The sequence below is a fragment of the Shigella sp. FC1567 genome (assembly GCF_001743015.1).
Classification (GTDB): domain Bacteria; phylum Pseudomonadota; class Gammaproteobacteria; order Enterobacterales; family Enterobacteriaceae; genus Escherichia; species Escherichia coli.
Genome location: NZ_MIIV01000514.1, coordinates 1 through 20,257, shown reverse-complemented (window position 1 = coordinate 20,257; position 20,257 = coordinate 1). Strand labels below are relative to the sequence as shown.

Genomic DNA, 20,257 nt, shown 5'->3' with positions numbered 1-20,257 from the left:
ACACTGGAGCGTCTTCTGAGCCTGCTGTCGGCCTTTGAGGTCGTGGTATGGATGACGGATGGCTGGCCGCTGTATGAATCACGCCTGAAGGGAAAGCTGCACGTTATCAGCAAGCGTTACACTCAGCGCATTGAGCGACATAATCTGAATCTGAGACAACATCTGGCAAGGCTGGGACGGAAGTCACTGTCGTTCTCAAAATCGGTGGAGCTGCATGACAAGGTCATCGGGCATTATCTGAACATAAAACACTATCAGTAAGTTGGAGTCATTACCGGACAAACGGCCCCCGCGCTGTCAGAAGCAAAGTGCACCACCACCACCTGTGCGGCACCGGTGACCTCGGAAAGCTGCGCGCTGGATTTAGGTTCTGCGGAAGCAAAAGCGTGGATTGGTGTTGAAAACCCGCATCGCGCAGACGTATTAACAGAACTGCGTCGCAGCACCGTGGCCCGCGTTTGTACCGGTCGTGCCGGTCCGCGTCCGCGTACCCAGGCGTTGCTGCGTTTCCTGGCCGATCACTCTCGTTCGAAAGATACCGTACTGAAAGAAGTGCCGGAAGAGTGGGTGAAAGCGCAGGGCTTGCTGGAAGTACGCTCCGAAATTAGCGACAAAAATCTCTACCTGACTCGCCCGGATATGGGCCGCCGCCTGTGTGCAGAAGCTGTTGAAGCGCTGAAAGCACAGTGTGTTGCTAATCCGGACGTACAGGTCGTTATTTCTGATGGCCTGTCAACTGATGCCATCACCGTGAACTACGAAGAGATCCTGCCGCCGCTGATGGCGGCCTGAAACAGGCCGGGCTGAAAGTCGGCACGCCATTCTTTGTTCGTTATGGTCGCGTGAAGATTGAAGATCAGATCGGTGAGATCCTCGGCGCGAAAGTGGTGATCCTGCTGGTGGGGGAACGTCCGGGGTTGGGTCAGTCAGAAAGCCTCTCCTGTTACGCCGTTTACTCGCCGCGTATGGCGACCACCGTTGAGGCCGATCGCACCTGCATCTCTAACATTCACCAGGGCGGCACGCCGCCGGTTGAAGCCGCAGCCGTCATTGTGGATTTGGCGAAACGTATGCTGGAGCAGAAAGCATCCGGCATCAACATGACCCGATAAGGAGGCATCATGCCAGCTTTAGATTTGATTCGACCGTCGGTAACCGCCATGCGGGTGATTGCCTCCGTTAACGCTGAATTTGCGCGTGAACTAAAATTGCCGCCGCATATTCGTAGCCTCGGGCTGATTTCTGCTGATTCCGATGACGTCACCTACATTGCGGCTGACGAAGCGACCAAGCAGGCGATGGTCGAAGTGGTATATGGCCGCTCGCTGTATGCGGGAGCAGCACACGGACCGTCACCGACTGCCGGTGAAGTGCTGATTATGCTTGGTGGGCCAAACCCGGCGGAAGTGCGTGCTGGTCTGGATGCGATGGTTGCGCATATTGAAAATGGCGCTGCTTTCCAGTGGGCTAATGACGCAGAAAACACCGCATTCCTGGCACATGTAGTTTCGCGTACCGGTTCTTATCTCTCATCAACCGCCGGGATCACGCTTGGCGATCCGATGGCGTATCTGGTGGCACCGCCGCTGGAAGCGACCTACGGCATTGATGCAGCGTTGAAATCTGCCGACGTACAGCTGGTGACCTATGTCCCGCCACCGTCTGAAACCAACTACTCGGCAGCATTTTTAACCGGTAGCCAGGCCGCGTGTAAAGCAGCCTGTAACGCCTTTACCGATGCAGTGCTGGAAATCGCGCGTAATCCAATCCAGCGTGCGTAACGGAGGTTGCCGATGATCAATGCACTGGGATTGCTGGAAGTGGACGGCATGGTCGCCGCGATAGATGCAGCGGATGCCATGCTCAAAGCAGCTAACGTTCGTCTGCTCAGTCACGAAGTGCTTGACCCTGGTCGCTTAACGCTGGTGGTGGAAGGCGATCTGGCGGCGGGTCGTGCGGCGCTGGACGCAGGTTGTGCTGCCGCGATGCGTACCGGGCGTGTCATCAGCCGCAAGGAGATCGGTCGGCCAGACGATGACACCCAGTGGCTGGTTACTGGCTTTAACCGCCAGCCGAAGCAACCCGTAAGGGAACCCGACGCGCCAGTTATCGTCGCGGAATCTGCTGACGAGTTGTTGGCGCTGTTAACATCAGTACGTCAGGGAATGACGGCAGGAGAAGTGGCTGCCCACTTTGGCTGGCCGCTGGAAAAAGCCAGAAATGCGCTCGAACAGCTCTTTTCTGCCGGGACGTTACGTAAACGCAGTAGTCGTTATCGTCTCAAGCCCCATTAACCTGTCGGAGGTGCTGGGTGTCCTACAACACCCGGCATTAACATCATGAAAAAGACCCGTACAGCCAATTTGCACCATCTTTATCATGAACCCTTACCCGAAAACCTGAAGCTCACGCCGAAGGTCGAAGTGGATAATGTTCATCAACGACAGACAACGGATGTCTATGAACATGCTTTAACGATTACCGCCTGGCAGCAGATTTACGATCAGCTGCATCCGGGCAAGTTTCATGGTGAATTTACGGAAATTCTACTCGATGATATTCAGGTTTTTCGTGAATACACCGGTCTGGCGCTGCGTCAGTCGTGCCTGGTCTGGCCGAACTCGTTCTGGTTTGGCATTCCGGCGACGCGCGGTGAGCAGGGATTTATCGGTTCGCAATGTCTGGGAAGCGCGGAAATCGCCACCCGCCCTGGTGGCACTGAATTTGAACTGAGCACGCCGGATGATTACACGATCCTGGGCGTGGTGCTTTCTGAAGATGTCATCACCCGGCAGGCTAACTTTTTGCATAACCCGGATCGGGTATTACATATGCTGCGTAGCCAGTCGGCGCTGGAAGTGAAAGAGCAGCATAAAGCCGCGCTGTGGGGCTTTGTCCAACAGGCGCTGGCGACGTTTTGCGAGAACCCGGAAAATCTCCATCAGCCTGCAGTGCGAAAAGTGCTGGGGGATAATTTGCTAATGGCGATGGGGGCGATGCTGGAAGACGCGTAACCAATGGTGACGGCGGAAAGCATCAGTCATCAGAGTTACCGTAGATTACTTTCCCGCGCCCGTGAATATGTGCTGGAAAATATGTCTGAGCCGGTGACGGTGCTGGACTTGTGTAATCAACTGCATGTCAGTCGCCGCACGCTACAAAACGCGTTTCACGCTATTTTAGGCATTGGCCCAAACGCGTGGCTGAAACGCATTCGCCTGAACGCCGTACGCCGCGAACTGATAAGCCCGTGGTCGCAAAGCACAACGGTAAAAGACGCCGCCATGCAGTGGGGATTCTGGCATCTGGGGCAATTTGTCACGGATTACCAGCAGCTGTTTGCCGAGAAGCCGTCGTTGACGTTGCATCAGCGGATGCGGGAATGGGGGGGAGGGAGTTACACCCAATCCCTGACCTTAATAAACTCACTTAACGCCGCTTCTGGGCTGCCATCTTTTGGCTGATAATCATACTCCCAGCGTACCAGTGGCGGCATTGACATCAGGATCGACTCGGTGCGCCCGCCAGTTTGCAGGCCAAACAGAGTGCCGCGATCCCAGACCAGATTGAACTCGACATAACGACCGCGACGGTAGAGCTGAAAATTGCGCTCGCGCTCGCCGTAGGCCATTGCTTTACGTCGCTCTACAATTGGTAAATAAGCGTCGGTGTAGCCTTTGCCTACCGCCTGCATAAAGGCAAAACAGTGGTCGAAATCTGGCGTGTTCAGATCATCAAAGAACAGCCCGCCAATACCGCGCTGTTCGTTGCGATGTTTGAGGTAGAAGTAATCGTCGCACCACTTTTTGTAACGGGGATAAACGTCTTCACCAAATGGCAGGCACAGGTCACGGGCGGTGCGGTGCCAGTGAATGGCGTCTTCTTCAAAACCATAGAAAGGGGTTAAATCGAAGCCGCCGCCAAACCACCAGACGGGCTCTGCACCCGGTTTTTCGGCAATAAAAAAACGCACATTCGCGTGGCTGGTGGGAACATACGGGTTATGCGGATGCACTACCAGTGAAACGCCCATCGCCTCGAAACTGCGCCCGGCAAGTTCCGGGCGATGAGCGGTGGCGGAAGCAGGCATCGCCTCGCCGTGGACGTGAGAAAAGTTGACGCCTGCCTGTTCGAAAACACCACCATTACGCAACACCCGACTACGCCCGCCGCCGCCAGCTTCGCGCTGCCAACTATCTTCGACAAATTCTGCGCCATCGACGGCGGTCAGCTGCTGACAAATCGTATCCTGAAGGTTGAGCAGAAACTGTTTAACCTGGTGTGCGTCGGGTTTCATAACTTATCGCTTTTTCGAATGTGCTTTCTGGTTGTCGAACCAGTGGAAATAACTGATCACGCCTTCAGCAATCGCTGTGGCGATTTTCTGACGAAACGCCGCCGTGCCTAACAGCCGCTCTTCTTCCGGGTTGGTGATAAACGAGGTTTCCACCAGCACCGAAGGAACCGACGGCGATTTCAACACCACAAACGCGGCTTGTTCGGTGTTGCGGCTGTGCAGTTTATGCACCGGCTTAATCTTTTTCAGAATATGCGAGCCAAGCGTCAGGCTGTTTTTAATAGTATCGGTTTGCACCAGATCAAACAGCACTTGCTGCAATAGGTGATCCTTGTCAGTCGCCTTTTTACCGGCAACTTCATCGGCGCGGTTTTCGCGTTCAGACAGGTATTTCGCCATTGCGCTACTTGCCCCACGGTTAGAGAGGGCAAATACCGAAGCACCGGCAGCTTTCGGGTTGGTAAAGCCATCGGCATGAATTGACATAAACAGATCTGCGCCATGTTTATGGGCGATTTCAACGCGATCGTAAAGTGGGATAAACGTATCGCCAGAACGCGTTAAACGCGCATCAATCCCATGATTACGCAAAATGGAACGGACGTTTTTAGCAATCGCCAGCACCACATGTTTTTCTTTCGAACCGTTGCGTCCGATCGCTCCGGTATCAATTCCGCCGTGGCCTGGATCGAGAACAACGACACGTTTGCCGCCAGATTTTTTGGCTTTCGGCTTGCTGTGTCCGTTGCTGGTTTTTAAAGGTTCGTCTTTGGCGATGGCTTGCGACATTCCTGACAACGTCAGGGCAGCCAAACCGGCTTTCAGCACCTGGCGGCGCGAAGTGAGTGTTTTTAGTGGTTTAAAAGTGCTCATACGGCCTGAGTTGTAATAATAAAGTTCCAGATGTTATATCGTATCGCGTAATCCGTTACGACGGTTTGATGTTGAGAATTGTTTTACTTTTCATTTCAATAGTTGACAACTCCCCATTATGCCACTTTTTCAACCGATTTTCGTCAGATATTGGCTAATTCTACCGTTCACGCCATAATCAGCCTTTTAACCCGCAAAAAGGTAACGAATACCATGGAGATACGCGTATTTCGCCAGGAAGATTTCGAAGAGGTCATCACCCTTTGGGAGCGTTGCGACTTGCTGCGTCCGTGGAACGATCCGGAAATGGACATCGAGCGTAAGATGAACCATGACGTCAGTTTGTTTTTGGTCGCTGAGGTGAACGGTGAAGTGGTCGGAACGGTGATGGGCGGTTATGACGGGCATCGCGGGTCTGCTTATTATCTTGGCGTGCATCCAGAGTTTCGTGGGCGTGGGATTGCCAATGCGTTGCTTAATCGGCTGGAGAAAAAGCTGATTGCTCGTGGCTGCCCGAAAATTCAGATCAATGTGCCGGAAGATAACGACATGGTGCTCGGAATGTATGAACGCCTGGGATATGAACACGCCGACATGCTGAGTCTGGGTAAGCGTTTGATTGAAGATGAAGAGTACTGAGTTCCATCCTGTCCATTATGATGCGCACGGACGCCTGCGTTTACCCTTGCTCTTCTGGCTTGTGCTATTGCTTCAGGCGCGAACCTGGGTGCTGTTTATCATTGCCGGTGCGTCGCGCGAGCAGGGTACTGCGCTGCTAAATCTGTTTTATCCCGATCACGATAATTTCTGGCTGGGGTTGATTCCCGGTATTCCGGCGGTGCTGGCGTTTTTGTTGAGCGGTCGGCGGGCTTCGTTTCCTCGCACCTGGCATGTGCTCTATTTTCTGTTGCTGTTGGCGCAGGTGGTTTTACTTTGCTGGCAACCGTGGCTGTGGCTGAACGGTGAATCCGTTAGCGGTATCGGTCTGGCGCTGGTAGTGGCGGATATTGTGGCGTTAATCTGGCTGCTGACCAATCGACGTTTACGCGCTTGTTTTAATGAAGAAAAAGAATAACGCAGAGGTGCGCTTTGTTTATGCCGGATGCGGCGTGAACGCCTTATCCGGCCTACAAAACATCGAAAATTCAATATATTGCAGGAGAAAGTAGGCCTGATAAGCGTAGCGCATCAGGCAATTTTGTGTTTGTCATCAACCTTTAACGGCACTTTTTGGTGAATTTGCACTCCAAGCAACGTTATTGAATAACCAAAGGAAGTGACATGAAATCGCTGCGTTTAATGTTATGCGCTATGCCGTTGATGCTGACCGGCTGTTCCACGATGTCGTCAGTTAACTGGTCGGCTGCTAACCCGTGGAACTGGTTTGGATCGTCCACCAAAGTGAGCGAGCAGGGTGTGGGTGAATTAACGGCGTCCACACCACTGCAAGAACAAGCCATTGCTGATGCGCTTGATGGCGATTATCGCCTGCGCAGCGGAATGAAAACCGCGAACGGCAACGTGGTGCGCTTTTTTGAAGTGATGAAAGGCGACAACGTGGCGATGGTGATTAACGGCGATCAAGGCACGATCAGTCGCATTGACGTGCTGGATAGCGATATTCCTGCTGACACCGGTGTTAAAATCGGTACACCGTTTAGCGACCTTTACAGCAAAGCATTTGGCAATTGCCAAAAAGCTGATGGTGATGATAATCGTGCCGTCGAATGTAAAGCCGAAGGCAGTCAACATATTAGCTACCAGTTCAGAGGGGAATGGCGTGGTCCTGAAGGGTTAATGCCTTCGGACGATACCCTGAAAAACTGGAAAGTCAGTAAAATTATCTGGCGGCGTTAATTTGCGTCTGAACAAACCGCCGCCGCGAAAAAACACGTAAAATAGCGCTCAACAATGCCACGGATTGCGTGGCATTCTTATTTTCAGGAGGAACAATGTCTCAGGTTCAGAGTGGCATTTTGCCAGAACATTGCCGCGCGGCGATTTGGATCGAAGCCAACGTGAAAGGGGAAGTTGACGCCCTGCGTGCGGCCAGTAAAACATTTGCCGACAAACTGGCAACTTTTGAAGCGAAATTCCCGGACGCGCATCTTGGTGCGGTGGTTGCCTTTGGTAACAACACCTGGCGCGCTCTGAGCGGCGGCGTTGGGGCAGAAGAGCTGAAAGATTTTCCGGGCTACGGTAAAGGCCTTGCGCCGACGACCCAGTTCGATGTGTTGATCCACATTCTTTCTCTGCGTCACGACGTAAACTTCTCTGTCGCTCAGGCGGCGATGGAAGCCTTTGGTGACTGCATTGAAGTGAAAGAAGAGATCCACGGCTTCCGTTGGGTGGAAGAGCGTGACCTGAGCGGCTTTGTTGACGGTACAGAAAACCCGGCGGGTGAAGAGACGCGCCGCGAAGTGGCGGTTATCAAAGACGGCGTGGATGCCGGCGGCAGCTATGTGTTTGTGCAGCGTTGGGAGCACAACCTGAAGCAGCTCAACCGGATGAGCGTTCACGATCAGGAGATGATGATCGGGCGCACCAAAGAGGCCAACGAAGAGATTGACGGCGACGAACGTCCGGAAACCTCTCACCTCACCCGCGTTGATCTGAAAGAAGATGGCAAAGGGCTGAAGATTGTTCGCCAGAGCCTGCCGTACGGCACCGCCAGTGGCACTCACGGTCTGTACTTCTGCGCCTACTGCGCGCGTCTGCATAACATTGAGCAGCAACTGCTGAGCATGTTTGGCGATACCGATGGTAAGCGTGATGCGATGTTGCGCTTCACCAAACCGGTAACCGGCGGCTATTACTTCGCGCCGTCGCTGGACAAGCTGATGGCGCTGTAAGCGTTTCTGATTCTATGATTAAAGGCCAGCCAGTAACAAAACTGACTGGCCTTTTTATTACTTTTGCTTCAACGCCGCATACACCTGATCAACTACCCAACCATAAGTTGCAATCGGTAACTGACCGCTTTCGAACATATTGGGATTTTTTTGTGGATCGGCAACTGGCGAATGGGGCTTGTTGCTTAACATCACAATCGCCATATGATTGACCGGATCGATAACGGTTACTGTCCCGGTCCAGCCAGTGTGACCGTAGGTTTGCGGGCTTGCCAGCGTGCCAAACGTCGGCGTCATGGTGGCATTACCATTCACGCGCCAGCCGAGGCCAAAAGTGGCATCTTCCTTAGAGCTGGTGGTGAACATCTTCACCGTTTCCGCACTGAACAGCTGCACATCGCCATAGCCCCCGCCGTTCAGCATCGTTTGCATTAACACCGCAATATCGCCGGTATTGGAAAACAAACCTGCGTGCCCGGAAACGCCGCCCATCGAATAAAAGGCTTTTTCATCGTGCACCTGACCCCAGAGAGTGGAGGTGCGGATATTCGGGAAATGGATCACGCCATCGCGGGTATTGCCGTTCAATTCCGTGGCGGCAATTTGTTGCGGTTTAAAGCCTTTCAGCAGCGGGTTAAATACCGTATGTGTCAGGCCGAGCGGGCGATAAATCGACTCTTCAACATAGCGGTCAAGCGGCTGACCGGTAACCGACTCGACGATAAATCCAAGCAGCATATAATCGACATCGCTGTAGATATGTTTGCTGCCGGGCTGATATTCCAGCGGCGTGCGCTTGATCATCTCCAGCGTCTGGCCTTTATCCTAGGAATATAACGCGCCCGCGACCGCTTTATTCGGGTATTGCGGATCTGCCGGGAAACCGCCGCTGTGATGCAGCAGGTCAGAAATCCGCAGGGTGTTTTTGCCTTTAATGGTGTCATTTGGACTATCGGCAAACCCCGGAATATATTTCGCAATCCGATCGTCAGGATGCAGTTTGCCTTCGCTCATCAGCTTTTGCAGGGCGAAGTTCGTGGCGTACATTTTGGTGTTTGAGGCCAGGTCATACAGCGTCCCGGTGGTGGCTTTGACAGGCTGTTCCATCAACACGCTGCCATCGTACTTTTTCGCCGCTCCCCAGGCTTTGCGATACACAATCTGATTATCTTTAATGATCAGCAGGTTTACGCCGGGATAACCGGCATCAACTTGCTGGCTAATCCAGCGATCCATCTGGTTAAGCCGTTTGACGTTAAACCCTGCTTTCTCTGGCGAGCTTTCTGTCAGAACAGGGTATTTTGCGGCGCTGACGCTACAACTAACAGCCAGCAGAGAAAGATAGAGCATTGTCCGTTTCATGATATCAGTCCAGATTGACGTTACGGCAGCCAAAGAGCGTGGTGAAAATAAACCCGCAAACCCATGCCACCAGAATCCCGCCAGCATAAACCGCCATGGCCGGAAGGATGCCTTGTGCGGAAGTCATCAGCGGCAGCGCTACCAGACCAGACGGCCCAAAGGCGCTGTTTAAGCCCATCGGCAGACCCCACCAGGCTATCAGGCCGATAAACAAACCGCCCGCCGCACCGCCTAAACAGGCGGTGACAAACGGCTTCATGCGGGGCAGGGTGACACCGTAAATCAGCGGTTCACCAACGCCCAGCAGGCCGGGAATAATCGCCCCGCGTACCTGACTGCGTAGCGCACTGTGCGGTTGCGACCGCCAGTAGAGTGCCAGCGCCGCGCCCACCTGGCCCGCGCCTGCCATTGAAAGGATGGGAAATAAGCTGTTGAATCCCTGGCTGTCCATTAACGCGAGGTAAACAGGAATAAAGCCCTGATGCACGCCAAATACCACGGCGATCAGGAACAGCCCGGCTAAAACCGCACAACCGAACGGATTACTGTTCAGGTGCATAAACAGCCATGACATACCTTCGAATAACCAGCCACCCAGCGGCATAATGATCAGGTACGCAAGCGTAGCGGTGATCAGCAGGGTGATTAACGAGGTCAGCAGCATGTCGAGATCGTCCGGCATAAAGCGGCGCACCATGCCTTCAATGCGGGCGCAGGCCCACGCGGCAATCAGCACGCCGATAATATTGCCGCGCGGATCGATGGGCAGACCAAAGAAATCGTGAAAACCGGCGTAGTAACCGGTGGTTGCAGCGGGGTTATAACCGAGCAAAAAGAGTGCGGCAATAATTGCGCCATTGACGCCCGTGCCGCCAAATGCCTGGGCGGCGTTATAGCCCACCAGAATCACCAGGAAGGTGAACAAACCTTTGCTGAACACCTTCATAAAATTCAGCGCGTCGGGTAGCGTGCCCTGAGCATCTGCCGGAACGTGCATCACCGTGGCAATTAACGTCGCTATCCCCAGCAGCAGACCGGCGGCAATAAAACCGGGGATCAGCGGCGTGAAGATGGTGGCGAATTTGGCGAGAAATTGTTGCACGCCGGAGGTTTGTTTGGCTTTTAACTGACGTTTGTTCTGGGCGGCGATTTCTGCGGCATCCTGTACCGGTGCCTCGCCCAGCAGCTCGCTCATCGCTTTTGCGGCACGATGCGCTTTACCAGGTCCAAAAACGACCTGCACCTGGTCGCTGGTCAAAATGACGCTCTTCACGCCTTCCAGCGTTTTGATATTGGGATCAACCAGTGAACTGTCATGTACACCCAGACGCAGGCGCGTCATACAGTTACCACAACTGGCGATATTTCCCGGTCCGCCGACACGGGTAAGAATGGTGTTCAGAAGTTCACTGCTGATCTCTTTGGCCATGGGTTATTCCTTGTCTAAAACCTGACGAATAAAGCCGCCGTGTTGATCCAGGCGTTTTTTAGCTTCTGCGGCATCGAGATTTTTCAGCACCATCACAATGGCCGTTTTACAGTTGCGCTCGCAGGCAATTAACGCCGCTTCCGCTTGTTCGGCATTACATCCGGTGGCGTTTTTAACGATATTGACCTGGCGCACATGCAGTTTTTCGTTGGTGGCGACCACATCGACCATAAGGTTGCCGAACACTTTGCCGGATTTAATCATCAGCCCGGTGGAAAGCATATTGAGCACCAGTTTCTGCGCTGTACCTGCTTTCATCCGCGAAGAACCGGTAACAACTTCGGCACCTACAATCGGTGTAATGGCAAACTCAGCGGTGGTTGAAACGGCGCTCCCCGGATTACAGGAAATTCCCACTGTGCGGCAGCCGAGCTGGCGTGCGTATTCCAGTCCGGCAATCACATACGGCGTGCGACCGCTGGCAGCAATGCCAACCACCACATCCTGTGCCGTTAAATTAATATTTTTCAGATCATTAACACCGCCTTCCCGGCTATCTTCCGCGCCTTCCACCGCGTGCTGAATGGCATATTCGCCGCCAGCAATCAAACCAACCACCAGACCCGGTTTCACGCCGTAGGTGGGCGGACATTCGCTGGCATCCAGAATCCCCAGACGACCGGATGTTCCCGCACCGAGGTAAATCAGACGCCCGCCGCCGCTTACCTGGGCGTGGATAACATCGATCGCCGCGGCGATATCCGGCAGTACGCGCTCAACGGCAAGCGGTACGGTTTTATCTTCATCGTTGATAATCCGGCACATTTCCAGCGTTGATACGCGGTCAATTTCAGCCGAGGCGGCGTTCGAGCCTTCAGTAATCATCTTTTCAAGTTGCATCGGTGGTGACCTTACTATTTACGATCAAATAATTGCAGATGTATGGAATCATATATCCTGAATTGACAGACTTAAAGGAATCATTGAGTCTACACTCGCAGAGTGTGAAGAGCGTCATAAGAACTTAAGCGGAATTTATGCTGCCAGCCCAGGAGAGTGGAAGATGTTGTACCTGACGAAAATAAGCAATGCGGGGAGTGAATTCACCGAAAACGAGCAAAAAATCGCTGACTTTCTGCAGGCCAACGTGAGTGAGCTGCAATCCGTTTCTTCACGGCAGATGGCGAAACAGCTCGGCATTAGCCAGTCGAGCATAGTGAAATTTGCCCAAAAACTCGGCGCGCAAGGATTTACTGAATTGCGTATGGCGTTAATAGGCGAATACAGTGCTAGCCGGGAGAAAACGAATACCACGGCGCTGCACCTGCACAGTTCGATTACCAGTGATGATTCGCTGGAAGTGATTGCCCGCAAATTGAATCGCGAAAAAGAGCTGGCGCTGGAGCAAACCTGTGCGTTGTTCGACTACGCGCGGCTGCAAAAAATCATTGAGGTCATCAGTAAAGCACCGTTTATCCAGATAACGGGCCTGGGCGGATCGGCGCTGGTGGGGCGCGATCTGTCGTTCAAACTGATGAAAATTGGCTATCGCGTGGCCTGCGAAGCCGACACGCACGTACAAGCCACCGTTTCCCAGGCGTTGAAAAAAGGCGATGTACAAATCGCTATCTCTTACAGCGGTAGTAAAAAAGAGATTGTCTTGTGCGTAGAAGCGGCACGAAAGCAGGGGGCAACGGTGATTGCCATTACTTCTCTGGCTGACTCTCCGCTGCGGCGGCTGGCGCATTTCACGCTCGATACCGTTTCCGGTGAAACCGAATGGCGTAGCTCGTCGATGTCTACCCGCACGGCGCAAAATTCTGTTACCGATTTACTGTTTGTTGGTCTTGTGCAACTCAATGATGTGGCGTCATTGAAAATGATTCAGCGCAGCAGTGAGCTAACACAACGCCTGAAATGATGCATAAAGCAGCGACTGGATTGAGATTTTCCTGAATTAGTGAGCTGATCCGCAGCAATATTTTGTTTATCCTGTATTTTCAGAGGGAATGGAGTGTAACGCTCTGTATTAACAAGGAGAGCATTAAAATGGGTAAACTCACGGGCAAGACAGCACTGATTACGGGCGCATTGCAGGGAATTGGCGAAGGAATTGCCAGAACTTTTGCACGTCATGGCGCGAACCTAATCTTGCTGGATATCTCCCCTGAGATCGAAAAGCTGGCGGACGAACTGTGTGGTCGTGGTCATCGCTGTACGGCGGTTGTCGCCGATGTGCGTGACCCGGCGTCGGTAGCCGCAGCTATCAAACGCGCGAAGGAAAAAGAAGGGCGCATTGATATCCTGGTGAATAACGCAGGCGTTTGTCGTCTGGGCAGTTTCCTCGATATGAGCGATGACGATCGCGATTTCCATATTGATATCAATATTAAAGGCGTATGGAACGTCACGAAGGCGGTGCTGCCGGAGATGATTGCGCGCAAAGATGGTCGCATTGTGATGATGTCTTCAGTCACTGGTGATATGGTGGCCGATCCTGGCGAAACGGCGTACGCCTTAACGAAAGCGGCGATTGTTGGCCTGACAAAATCGCTGGCGGTGGAGTACGCGCAGTCTGGTATTCGCGTTAACGCCATTTGCCCGGGATACGTGCGCACACCAATGGCGGAAAGCATTGCCCGCCAGTCGAACCCGGAAGATCCAGAGTCGGTGCTGACTGAAATGGCGAAAGCAATCCCGATGCGTCGCCTCGCCGATCCGCTGGAAGTCGGCGAACTGGCGGCCTTCCTCGCATCGGATGAATCCAGCTATTTAACCGGTACACAGAATGTGATTGATGGCGGCAGCACACTGCCGGAGACGGTTAGCGTCGGTATCTGATTCACCTCTGTTTCCTCCCTGCATGTGTGGGGAGGATTTCGTCTTGAACTAAGTTCACCAGGCTATTTTATTTGTCATTTTGGCCCCGGGCAGTGCTCGAAATACTCACGTACTATGTGTACGCTCCGGTTTCTCCGCGCTGTCCGTGTCCAAACTGCCTGCAACAATTACGCCTGTTGAACCAAGTTCTTATTCCCTTTTTAACTTCCAAATCACCAAACGGTATATAAAACCGTTACTCCTTTCACGTCCGTTATAAATATGATGGCTATTAGAAAGTCATTAAATTTATAAGGGTGCGCAATGGCCGTTAACTTACTGAAAAAGAACTCACTCGCGCTGGTCGCTTCTCTGCTGCTGGCGGGCCATGTACAGGCAACGGAACTGCTGAACAGTTCTTATGACGTCTCCCGCGAGCTGTTTGCCGCCCTGAATCCGCCGTTTGAACAGCAATGGGCAAAAGATAACGGCGGCGACAAACTGACGATAAAACAATCTCATGCCGGGTCATCAAAACAGGCGCTGGCAATTTTGCAGGGCTTAAAAACCGACGTTGTCACTTATAACCAGGTGACCGACGTACAAATTCTGCACGACAAAGGCAAGCTGATCCCGGCTGACTGGCAGTCGCGCCTGCCGAATAATAGCTCGCCGTTCTACTCCACCATGGGCTTCCTGGTGCGTAAGGGCAACCCGAAGAATATCCACGACTGGAACGACCTGGTGCGCTCCGACGTGAAGCTGATTTTCCCGAACCCGAAAACGTCGGGTAACGCGCGTTATACCTATCTGGCGGCATGGGGCGCAGCGGATAAAGCTGACGGTGGCGACAAAGCCAAAACCGAACAGTTTATGACCCAGTTCCTGAAAAACGTTGAAGTGTTCGATACTGGCGGTCGTGGCGCGACCACCACTTTTGCCGAGCGCGGCCTGGGCGATGTACTGATCAGCTTCGAGTCGGAAGTGAACAACATCCGTAAACAGTATGAAGCGCAAGGCTTTGAAGTGGTGATTCCGAAAACCAACATTCTGGCGGAATTCCCGGTGGCGTGGGTCGATAAAAACGTGCAGGCCAACGGTACGGAAAAAGCAGCAAAAGCCTACCTGAACTGGCTCTACAGCCCGCAGGCGCAGACCATCATCACCGACTATTACTACCGCGTAAATAACCCGGAAGTCATGGACAAACTGAAAGATAAATTCCCGCAGACCGAGCTGTTCCGCGTGGAAGACAAATTTGGCTCCTGGCCGGAAGTGATGAAAACCCACTTCACCAGCGGCGGCGAGTTAGACAAGCTGTTAGCGGCGGGGCGTAACTGATGTTTGCAGTTTCATCAAGACGCGTGCTGCCGGGCTTTACCTTAAGCCTCGGCACCAGTCTGCTGTTTGTGTGCCTGATTTTGCTGCTGCCGCTCTCCGCGCTGGTGATGCAGCTGGCTCAGATGAGCTGGGCGCAGTACTGGGAGGTGATCACCAACCCACAAGTGGTCGCGGCCTACAAAGTGACGCTGCTGTCGGCGTTTGTGGCATCGATTTTTAACGGCGTTTTCGGTCTGCTGATGGCGTGGATTTTAACACGTTATCGCTTTCCGGGCCGCACGCTGCTTGATGCGCTGATGGATTTACCCTTTGCGCTGCCAACGGCAGTCGCCGGTTTAACGCTGGCCTCGCTCTTTTCCGTAAACGGTTTTTACGGTGAATGGCTGGCGAAGTTTGATATCAAAGTCACCTATACCTGGCTTGGTATTGCGGTGGCGATGGCCTTTACCAGCATTCCGTTTGTGGTGCGTACCGTGCAGCCGGTGCTGGAAGAGTTAGGCCCAGAATATGAAGAAGCGGCGGAAACGCTTGGTGCAACGCGCTGGCAGAGTTTCTGCAAAGTGGTGCTGCCGGAACTTTCTCCAGCGCTGGTGGCGGGCGTGGCGTTGTCGTTTACCCGTAGTCTTGGTGAGTTTGGCGCGGTGATATTTATCGCCGGGAACATCGCTTGGAAGACGGAAGTGACGTCGCTGATGATTTTTGTGCGCTTGCAGGAGTTTGATTACCCGGCGGCGAGCGCGATTGCTTCGGTGATCCTCGCGGCATCCCTGCTGCTGCTGTTCTCAATTAACACTCTGCAAAGTCGCTTTGGTCGGCGTGTGGTAGGTCATTAATGGCGGAAGTTACCCAATTGAAGCGTTATGACGCGCGCCCGATTAACTGGGGCAAATGGTTTCTGATTGGCATCGGGATGCTGGTATCGGCGTTCATCCTGCTGGTGCCGATGATTTATATCTTCGTACAGGCGTTCAGCAAAGGGCTGATGCCGGTTTTACAGAATCTGGCCGATCCGGACATGCTGCACGCCATTTGGCTGACGGTGATGATTGCGCTGATTGCCGTACCGGTGAACCTGGTGTTCGGCATTCTGCTGGCGTGGCTGGTAACGCGCTTTAACTTCCCCGGACGCCAGTTACTGCTGACGCTACTGGACATTCCGTTTGCCGTATCGCCGGTAGTTGCCGGTCTGGTGTATCTGCTGTTCTACGGCTCTAACGGTCCGCTGGGCGGCTGGCTGGATGAACATAATTTGCAGATTATGTTCTCCTGGCCGGGAATGGTGCTGGTCACCATCTTTGTGACCTGTCCTTTTGTGGTGCGCGAGCTGGTGCCGGTGATGTTAAGCCAGGGCAGCCAGGAAGACGAAGCGGCGATTTTGCTTGGCGCGTCTGGCTGGCAGATGTTCCGTCGCGTCACATTGCCGAACATTCGCTGGGCGCTGCTGTATGGTGTGGTGCTAACCAACGCCCGCGCGATTGGCGAGTTTGGTGCGGTGTCGGTGGTTTCCGGCTCGATTCGCGGCGAAACACTTTCGCTGCCGTTACAGATTGAATTGCTGGAGCAGGACTACAACACCGTCGGCTCCTTTACCGCCGCCGCGCTGTTGACGCTGATGGCGATTATCACCCTGTTTTTAAAGAGTATGTTGCAGTGGCGTCTGGAGAATCAGGAAAAACGCGCGCAGCAGGAGGAGCATCATGAGCATTGAGATTGCCAATATTAAGAAGTCGTTTGGTCGCACCCAGGTGCTGAACGATATCTCACTGGATATTCCTTCTGGTCAGATGGTCGCGCTGCTGGGGCCGTCCGGTTCCGGAAAAACCACGCTGCTGCGCATTATTGCCGGGCTGGAGCATCAAACCAGCGGGCATATTCGCTTCCACGGTACCGACGTGAGCCGCCTGCACGCACGCGATCGTAAAGTCGGTTTCGTGTTCCAGCATTACGCGCTGTTCCGTCATATGACGGTGTTCGACAATATCGCTTTTGGCCTGACGGTGCTGCCACGTCGCGAGCGCCCGAATGCCGCAGCCATCAAAGCGAAAGTGACAAAATTGCTGGAGATGGTCCAGCTTGCGCATCTGGCGGATCGTTATCCGGCACAGCTTTCCGGCGGCCAGAAACAGCGCGTGGCGCTGGCGCGCGCGCTGGCTGTTGAACCGCAAATTCTCCTGCTTGATGAACCGTTTGGCGCGCTGGATGCGCAGGTGCGTAAAGAGCTGCGTCGCTGGCTGCGTCAACTGCATGAAGAGCTGAAATTCACCAGCGTGTTCGTGACCCACGACCAGGAAGAAGCGACCGAAGTAGCTGATCGTGTAGTGGTGATGAGCCAGGGCAATATCGAGCAGGCTGATGCGCCGGACCAGGTATGGCGCGAACCAGCGACCCGATTTGTGCTCGAATTTATGGGCGAAGTGAACCGCCTGCAGGGAACCATTCGCGGCGGGCAGTTCCATGTTGGCGCACATCGCTGGCCGCTGGGGTATACGCCTGCGTATCAGGGGCCGGTGGATCTCTTCCTGCGCCCGTGGGAAGTGGATATCAGCCGCCGTACCAGTCTCGATTCGCCGCTGCCGGTACAGGTACTGGAAGCCAGCCCGAAAGGTCACTACACCCAATTAGTGGTGCAGCCGCTGGGGTGGTACAACGAACCGCTGACGGTCGTGATGCATGGCGACGATGCCCCGCAGCGTGGCGAGCGTTTATTCGTTGGTCTGCAACATGCGCGGCTGTATAACGGCGACGAGCGTATCGAAACCCGAGATGAGGAACTTGCTCTCGCACAAAGCGCCTGATAGGTTGAGTGAATGTTAAACGCCCGGAGGCGCTTCCCGCGATCCGGGCTTTTTAATGGCAAGGTTTGTAACCTGTAGACCTGATAAGACGCGCAAGCGTCGCATCAGGCAACACCACGTATGGATAGAGATCGTGAGTACATTAGAACAAACAATAGGCAATACGCCTCTGGTAAAGTTGCAGCGAATGGGGCCGAATAACGGCAGTGAAGTCTGGTTGAAACTGGAAGGCAATAACCCGGCAGGTTCGGTGAAAGATCGTGCGGCACTTTCGATGATCGTCGAGGCGGAAAAGCGCGGGGAAATTAAACCGGGTGATGTGTTAATCGAAGCCACCAGTGGTAACACCGGCATTGCGCTGGCAATGATTGCCGCGCTTAAAGGCTATCGCATGAAATTGCTGATGCCCGACAACATGAGCCAGGAACGCCGTGCGGCGATGCGTGCTTATGGTGCGGAACTGATTCTTGTCACCAAAGAGCAGGGCATGGAAGGTGCGCGCGATCTGGCGCTGGAGATGGCGAATCGTGGCGAAGGAAAGCTGCTCGATCAGTTCAATAATCCCGATAACCCTTACGCCCATTACACCACTACCGGGCCGGAAATCTGGCAGCAAACCGGCGGGCGCATTACCCATTTTGTCTCCAGCATGGGAACAACCGGCACTATCACCGGCGTTTCACGCTTTATGCGCGAACAATCCAAACCGGTGACCATTGTCGGCCTGCAGCCGGAAGAAGGCAGCAGTATTCCCGGCATTCGCCGCTGGCCTGCGGAATATCTGCCGGGGATTTTCAACGCTTCTCTGGTGGATGAGGTGCTGGATATTCATCAGCGCGATGCGGAAAACACCATGCGCGAACTGGCGGTGCGGGAAGGAATATTCTGTGGCGTCAGCTCAGGCGGCGCGGTTGCTGGAGCACTGCGGGTGGCAAAAGCTAACCCTGGTGCGGTGGTGGTAGCGATCATCTGCGATCGTGGCGATCGCTACCTCTCCACCGGAGTGTTTGGGGAAGAGCATTTTAGCCAGGGGGCGGGGATTTAAGATTATTGCGCAGGCACCGTTTTATCCGTCTGCGCAATTAGCGCATGTAAAAAAGGCTGTGCGTTCTCATCGCTCTTACCGGGGATCTTCACAATATACGGCTTCCCGGTAATCGATGACGACGAAGCAACCTTATCAATAAACTGCTCGGCAGTGTCAATGCGGTTACGGGTATTGCCGAGCTTCAGACGCAGATGAGAAACCGCTTCATCGCAGGTATGTTCATCACCGTTGCGCACAAATATCAAATCCTTTTTCTGTGATAATCCCTCCAGCATGGCGTTGATGCGGGCTTCTTCATGGGCAGTTAACTTCGCGTAAGCGGGGAGTGTCATTAGTAGTGTAATGACCAGACAAATGATTTTCTTCATTGAATTACCTTATCCTTGTTTTGTAATAGCCGATTTGACTGCCAGAATCAGGTAAAGTTTCGGTTGGAATACGATGAGGATCATCGGCAAGGAGAAAAAATTAAATGAGTAGTTTGTTGTTGTTTAACGATAAGAGCAGGGCGCTGCAGGCGGATATCGTCGCCGTGCAGTCGCAGGTGGTTTACGGCAGCGTGGGCAACAGCATTGCCGTGCCTGCTATCAAACAGAACGGTCTGAATGTTTTTGCCGTGCCGACGGTATTGCTGAGCAATACGCCGCATTATGACACTTTCTACGGTGGTGCGATTCCGGATGAATGGTTTAGCGGTTATTTGCGTGCGCTTCAGGAGCGTGATGCGCTGCGCCAGCTGCGCGCTGTAACCACGGGCTATATGGGAACGGCATCGCAAATCAAAATCCTTGCCGAGTGGCTGACTGCGCTACGCAAAGACCATCCTGACCTATTGATCATGGTCGATCCGGTGATTGGCGATATTGATAGCGGAATTTATGTCAAACCTGACCTTCCCGAGGCGTATCGACAATATTTACTGCCGCTGGCGCAGGGAATTACCCCCAATATCTTTGAGCTGGAAATCCTGACCGGTAAAAATTGCCGCGATCTCGACAGTGCCATTGCTGCCGCAAAAAGTCTGCTTTCAGACACATTAAAATGGGTGGTGATTACCAGCGCCTCCGGTAATGAAGAAAATCAGGAGATGCAGGTGGTGGTGGTCAGTGCCGACAGCGTGAATGTCATTTCCCATTCACGGGTAAAAACCGACCTGAAAGGGACTGGCGACCTGTTTTGTGCTCAGCTTATCAGTGGTTTGCTGAAAGGGAAGGCGTTAAACGATGCGGTGCACCGTGCGGGGTTGCGCGTACTGGAAGTGATGCGCTACACCCAGCAGCATGAGAGCGATGAATTGATTTTGCCGCCGCTGGCGGAAGCATAAAAAATGGCGCCGATGGGCGTAATGCCGATCAGTTAAGGATCAGTTGACCGATCCAGTGGCTGTGTAAGAATCCGGAAACGCTCACTTGTTTCCGGATTTTTTTATGCACATTGGAC

At 53.5% G+C, this 20,257-nt stretch carries 20 protein-coding genes and 3 pseudogenes; 17 read left to right on the top strand and 6 right to left on the bottom strand.

What is annotated here, in order from left to right; translation table 11 throughout:
• From BHE85_RS23010 to eutR, 5 genes and pseudogenes are all read left to right on the top strand, one after another.
• A partial coding sequence (locus tag BHE85_RS23010) for an IS1 family transposase (protein WP_000317683.1) occupies positions 1-261 on the top strand: 261 nt, incomplete at its 5' end.
• Between the two features lie 9 nt (positions 262-270).
• Positions 271-1,112 (top strand): annotated as a pseudogene (eutC, locus tag BHE85_RS23005) (ethanolamine ammonia-lyase subunit beta).
• A 9-nt stretch (positions 1,113-1,121) separates the two neighbouring features.
• The gene (gene eutL, locus BHE85_RS23000) at positions 1,122-1,781 is read left to right on the top strand and encodes an ethanolamine utilization microcompartment protein EutL (RefSeq protein WP_001111038.1); all 660 of its coding nucleotides are present in this window, start codon (positions 1,122-1,124) and stop codon (positions 1,779-1,781) included.
• A 12-nt stretch (positions 1,782-1,793) separates the two neighbouring features.
• A complete protein-coding gene (gene eutK, locus BHE85_RS22995; RefSeq protein ID WP_004985416.1) occupies positions 1,794-2,294 on the top strand; it encodes an ethanolamine utilization microcompartment protein EutK in 501 nt (166 codons plus the stop codon).
• 45 nt (positions 2,295-2,339) lie between these two features.
• Positions 2,340-3,464, top strand: a pseudogene (gene eutR, locus BHE85_RS22990) (HTH-type transcriptional regulator EutR).
• Here the strand turns inward: eutR and hemF are convergent.
• Together hemF and amiA are read right to left on the bottom strand one after the other, a co-directional pair.
• Positions 3,398-4,297: an oxygen-dependent coproporphyrinogen oxidase gene (gene hemF, locus BHE85_RS22985; RefSeq protein ID WP_000801367.1), complete on the bottom strand. Its 900-nt coding sequence runs from the start codon at positions 4,295-4,297 to the stop codon at positions 3,398-3,400. The pseudogene eutR and the gene hemF overlap by 67 nt on opposite strands.
• A gap of 3 nt (positions 4,298-4,300) precedes the next feature.
• Positions 4,301-5,170 carry an N-acetylmuramoyl-L-alanine amidase AmiA gene (gene amiA, locus BHE85_RS22980; protein WP_000102891.1) on the bottom strand — a complete coding sequence of 290 codons (870 nt, stop codon included), beginning with the start codon at positions 5,168-5,170 and terminating at the stop codon, positions 4,301-4,303.
• A 213-nt stretch (positions 5,171-5,383) separates the two neighbouring features.
• On the opposite strand from amiA, the gene BHE85_RS22975 reads away from it, so the two are divergent.
• The 4 genes from BHE85_RS22975 to yfeX all read left to right on the top strand — a co-directional run bounded on the left by BHE85_RS22975 (position 5,384) and on the right by yfeX (position 8,022).
• The gene (locus tag BHE85_RS22975; protein ID WP_000405998.1) at positions 5,384-5,809 is read left to right on the top strand and encodes a GNAT family acetyltransferase; all 426 of its coding nucleotides are present in this window, start codon (positions 5,384-5,386) and stop codon (positions 5,807-5,809) included.
• Complete coding sequence (locus BHE85_RS22970) at positions 5,796-6,245, top strand: DUF2919 domain-containing protein (RefSeq protein ID WP_005043427.1); 450 nt, start codon at positions 5,796-5,798, stop codon at positions 6,243-6,245. Before BHE85_RS22975 ends, BHE85_RS22970 begins: the two co-directional genes overlap by 14 nt.
• A gap of 206 nt (positions 6,246-6,451) precedes the next feature.
• On the top strand, positions 6,452-7,027 hold the full coding sequence (locus BHE85_RS22965; RefSeq protein ID WP_000838942.1) for an RpoE-regulated lipoprotein: 576 nt from the start codon (positions 6,452-6,454) through the stop codon (positions 7,025-7,027).
• Between the two features lie 95 nt (positions 7,028-7,122).
• Positions 7,123-8,022, top strand: coding sequence for a porphyrinogen peroxidase (gene yfeX / locus BHE85_RS22960; protein ID WP_000084590.1), 900 nt, complete (start codon positions 7,123-7,125; stop codon positions 8,020-8,022).
• A 57-nt stretch (positions 8,023-8,079) separates the two neighbouring features.
• Here the strand turns inward: yfeX and pbp4b are convergent.
• The 3 genes and pseudogenes from pbp4b to murQ form a co-directional block, all read right to left on the bottom strand.
• A pseudogene (gene pbp4b, locus BHE85_RS22955) lies at positions 8,080-9,384 on the bottom strand (penicillin binding protein PBP4B).
• Positions 9,385-9,388: 4 nt separating this feature from the next.
• Positions 9,389-10,813 (bottom strand): PTS N-acetylmuramic acid transporter subunit IIBC, encoded by a 1,425-nt coding sequence (gene murP, locus BHE85_RS22950; RefSeq protein ID WP_001040502.1) that lies wholly within the window; start codon positions 10,811-10,813, stop codon positions 9,389-9,391.
• A 3-nt stretch (positions 10,814-10,816) separates the two neighbouring features.
• Entirely contained in the window at positions 10,817-11,713 is an 897-nt protein-coding gene (gene murQ / locus BHE85_RS22945; protein ID WP_001175620.1) for an N-acetylmuramic acid 6-phosphate etherase, read from the bottom strand.
• A gap of 163 nt (positions 11,714-11,876) precedes the next feature.
• On the opposite strand from murQ, the gene murR reads away from it, so the two are divergent.
• From murR to cysM, 7 genes are all read left to right on the top strand, one after another.
• Positions 11,877-12,734, top strand: coding sequence for an HTH-type transcriptional regulator MurR (murR, locus tag BHE85_RS22940; protein WP_000966475.1), 858 nt, complete (start codon positions 11,877-11,879; stop codon positions 12,732-12,734).
• A 128-nt stretch (positions 12,735-12,862) separates the two neighbouring features.
• Positions 12,863-13,654, top strand: coding sequence for an SDR family oxidoreductase UcpA (ucpA, locus tag BHE85_RS22935; protein WP_000517431.1), 792 nt, complete (start codon positions 12,863-12,865; stop codon positions 13,652-13,654).
• A 303-nt stretch (positions 13,655-13,957) separates the two neighbouring features.
• Positions 13,958-14,974: a thiosulfate/sulfate ABC transporter substrate-binding protein CysP gene (gene cysP, locus BHE85_RS22930; protein WP_000290244.1), complete on the top strand. Its 1,017-nt coding sequence runs from the start codon at positions 13,958-13,960 to the stop codon at positions 14,972-14,974.
• Entirely contained in the window at positions 14,974-15,807 is an 834-nt protein-coding gene (gene cysT, locus BHE85_RS22925; protein ID WP_000458406.1) for a sulfate/thiosulfate ABC transporter permease CysT, read from the top strand. The genes cysP and cysT overlap by 1 nt, the downstream gene beginning before the upstream one ends.
• Entirely contained in the window at positions 15,807-16,682 is an 876-nt protein-coding gene (gene cysW, locus BHE85_RS22920; protein WP_000852686.1) for a sulfate/thiosulfate ABC transporter permease CysW, read from the top strand. Before cysT ends, cysW begins: the two co-directional genes overlap by 1 nt.
• Complete coding sequence (gene cysA / locus BHE85_RS22915; protein WP_000021036.1) at positions 16,672-17,769, top strand: sulfate/thiosulfate ABC transporter ATP-binding protein CysA; 1,098 nt, start codon at positions 16,672-16,674, stop codon at positions 17,767-17,769. Before cysW ends, cysA begins: the two co-directional genes overlap by 11 nt.
• A 133-nt stretch (positions 17,770-17,902) precedes the next feature.
• Positions 17,903-18,814, top strand: coding sequence for a cysteine synthase B (gene cysM / locus BHE85_RS22910; RefSeq protein WP_001295461.1), 912 nt, complete (start codon positions 17,903-17,905; stop codon positions 18,812-18,814).
• Positions 18,815-18,816: 2 nt separating this feature from the next.
• Here cysM and BHE85_RS22905 read toward each other — a convergent pair whose 3' ends face one another.
• Complete coding sequence (locus BHE85_RS22905; RefSeq protein ID WP_000719952.1) at positions 18,817-19,185, bottom strand: YfeK family protein; 369 nt, start codon at positions 19,183-19,185, stop codon at positions 18,817-18,819.
• A 104-nt stretch (positions 19,186-19,289) separates the two neighbouring features.
• Between BHE85_RS22905 and pdxK the strand changes: the two genes are divergently transcribed.
• On the top strand, positions 19,290-20,141 hold the full coding sequence (gene pdxK, locus BHE85_RS22900) for a pyridoxine/pyridoxal/pyridoxamine kinase (RefSeq protein ID WP_000096660.1): 852 nt from the start codon (positions 19,290-19,292) through the stop codon (positions 20,139-20,141).
• The last annotated feature ends 116 nt before the right edge of the window (positions 20,142-20,257 follow it).

What these genes read in the sequence shown, in the direction of transcription:
- eutK (WP_004985416.1), top strand. Translation starts at nt 1,794, where the DNA reads ATGATCAATGCACTGGGATTGCTGGAAGTGGACGGCATGGTCGCCGCG.
- cysA (WP_000021036.1), top strand. Translation starts at nt 16,672, where the DNA reads ATGAGCATTGAGATTGCCAATATTAAGAAGTCGTTTGGTCGCACCCAG.
- cysW (WP_000852686.1), top strand. Translation starts at nt 15,807, where the DNA reads ATGGCGGAAGTTACCCAATTGAAGCGTTATGACGCGCGCCCGATTAAC.
- ucpA (WP_000517431.1), top strand. Translation starts at nt 12,863, where the DNA reads ATGGGTAAACTCACGGGCAAGACAGCACTGATTACGGGCGCATTGCAG.
- BHE85_RS22905 (WP_000719952.1), bottom strand. Translation starts at nt 19,185, where the DNA reads ATGAAGAAAATCATTTGTCTGGTCATTACACTACTAATGACACTCCCC.
- eutL (WP_001111038.1), top strand. Translation starts at nt 1,122, where the DNA reads ATGCCAGCTTTAGATTTGATTCGACCGTCGGTAACCGCCATGCGGGTG.
- amiA (WP_000102891.1), bottom strand. Translation starts at nt 5,170, where the DNA reads ATGAGCACTTTTAAACCACTAAAAACACTCACTTCGCGCCGCCAGGTG.
- cysT (WP_000458406.1), top strand. Translation starts at nt 14,974, where the DNA reads ATGTTTGCAGTTTCATCAAGACGCGTGCTGCCGGGCTTTACCTTAAGC.
- murQ (WP_001175620.1), bottom strand. Translation starts at nt 11,713, where the DNA reads ATGCAACTTGAAAAGATGATTACTGAAGGCTCGAACGCCGCCTCGGCT.
- murR (WP_000966475.1), top strand. Translation starts at nt 11,877, where the DNA reads ATGTTGTACCTGACGAAAATAAGCAATGCGGGGAGTGAATTCACCGAA.
- BHE85_RS22970 (WP_005043427.1), top strand. Translation starts at nt 5,796, where the DNA reads ATGAAGAGTACTGAGTTCCATCCTGTCCATTATGATGCGCACGGACGC.
- pdxK (WP_000096660.1), top strand. Translation starts at nt 19,290, where the DNA reads ATGAGTAGTTTGTTGTTGTTTAACGATAAGAGCAGGGCGCTGCAGGCG.
- cysP (WP_000290244.1), top strand. Translation starts at nt 13,958, where the DNA reads ATGGCCGTTAACTTACTGAAAAAGAACTCACTCGCGCTGGTCGCTTCT.
- BHE85_RS22975 (WP_000405998.1), top strand. Translation starts at nt 5,384, where the DNA reads ATGGAGATACGCGTATTTCGCCAGGAAGATTTCGAAGAGGTCATCACC.
- yfeX (WP_000084590.1), top strand. Translation starts at nt 7,123, where the DNA reads ATGTCTCAGGTTCAGAGTGGCATTTTGCCAGAACATTGCCGCGCGGCG.
- murP (WP_001040502.1), bottom strand. Translation starts at nt 10,813, where the DNA reads ATGGCCAAAGAGATCAGCAGTGAACTTCTGAACACCATTCTTACCCGT.
- BHE85_RS22965 (WP_000838942.1), top strand. Translation starts at nt 6,452, where the DNA reads ATGAAATCGCTGCGTTTAATGTTATGCGCTATGCCGTTGATGCTGACC.
- hemF (WP_000801367.1), bottom strand. Translation starts at nt 4,297, where the DNA reads ATGAAACCCGACGCACACCAGGTTAAACAGTTTCTGCTCAACCTTCAG.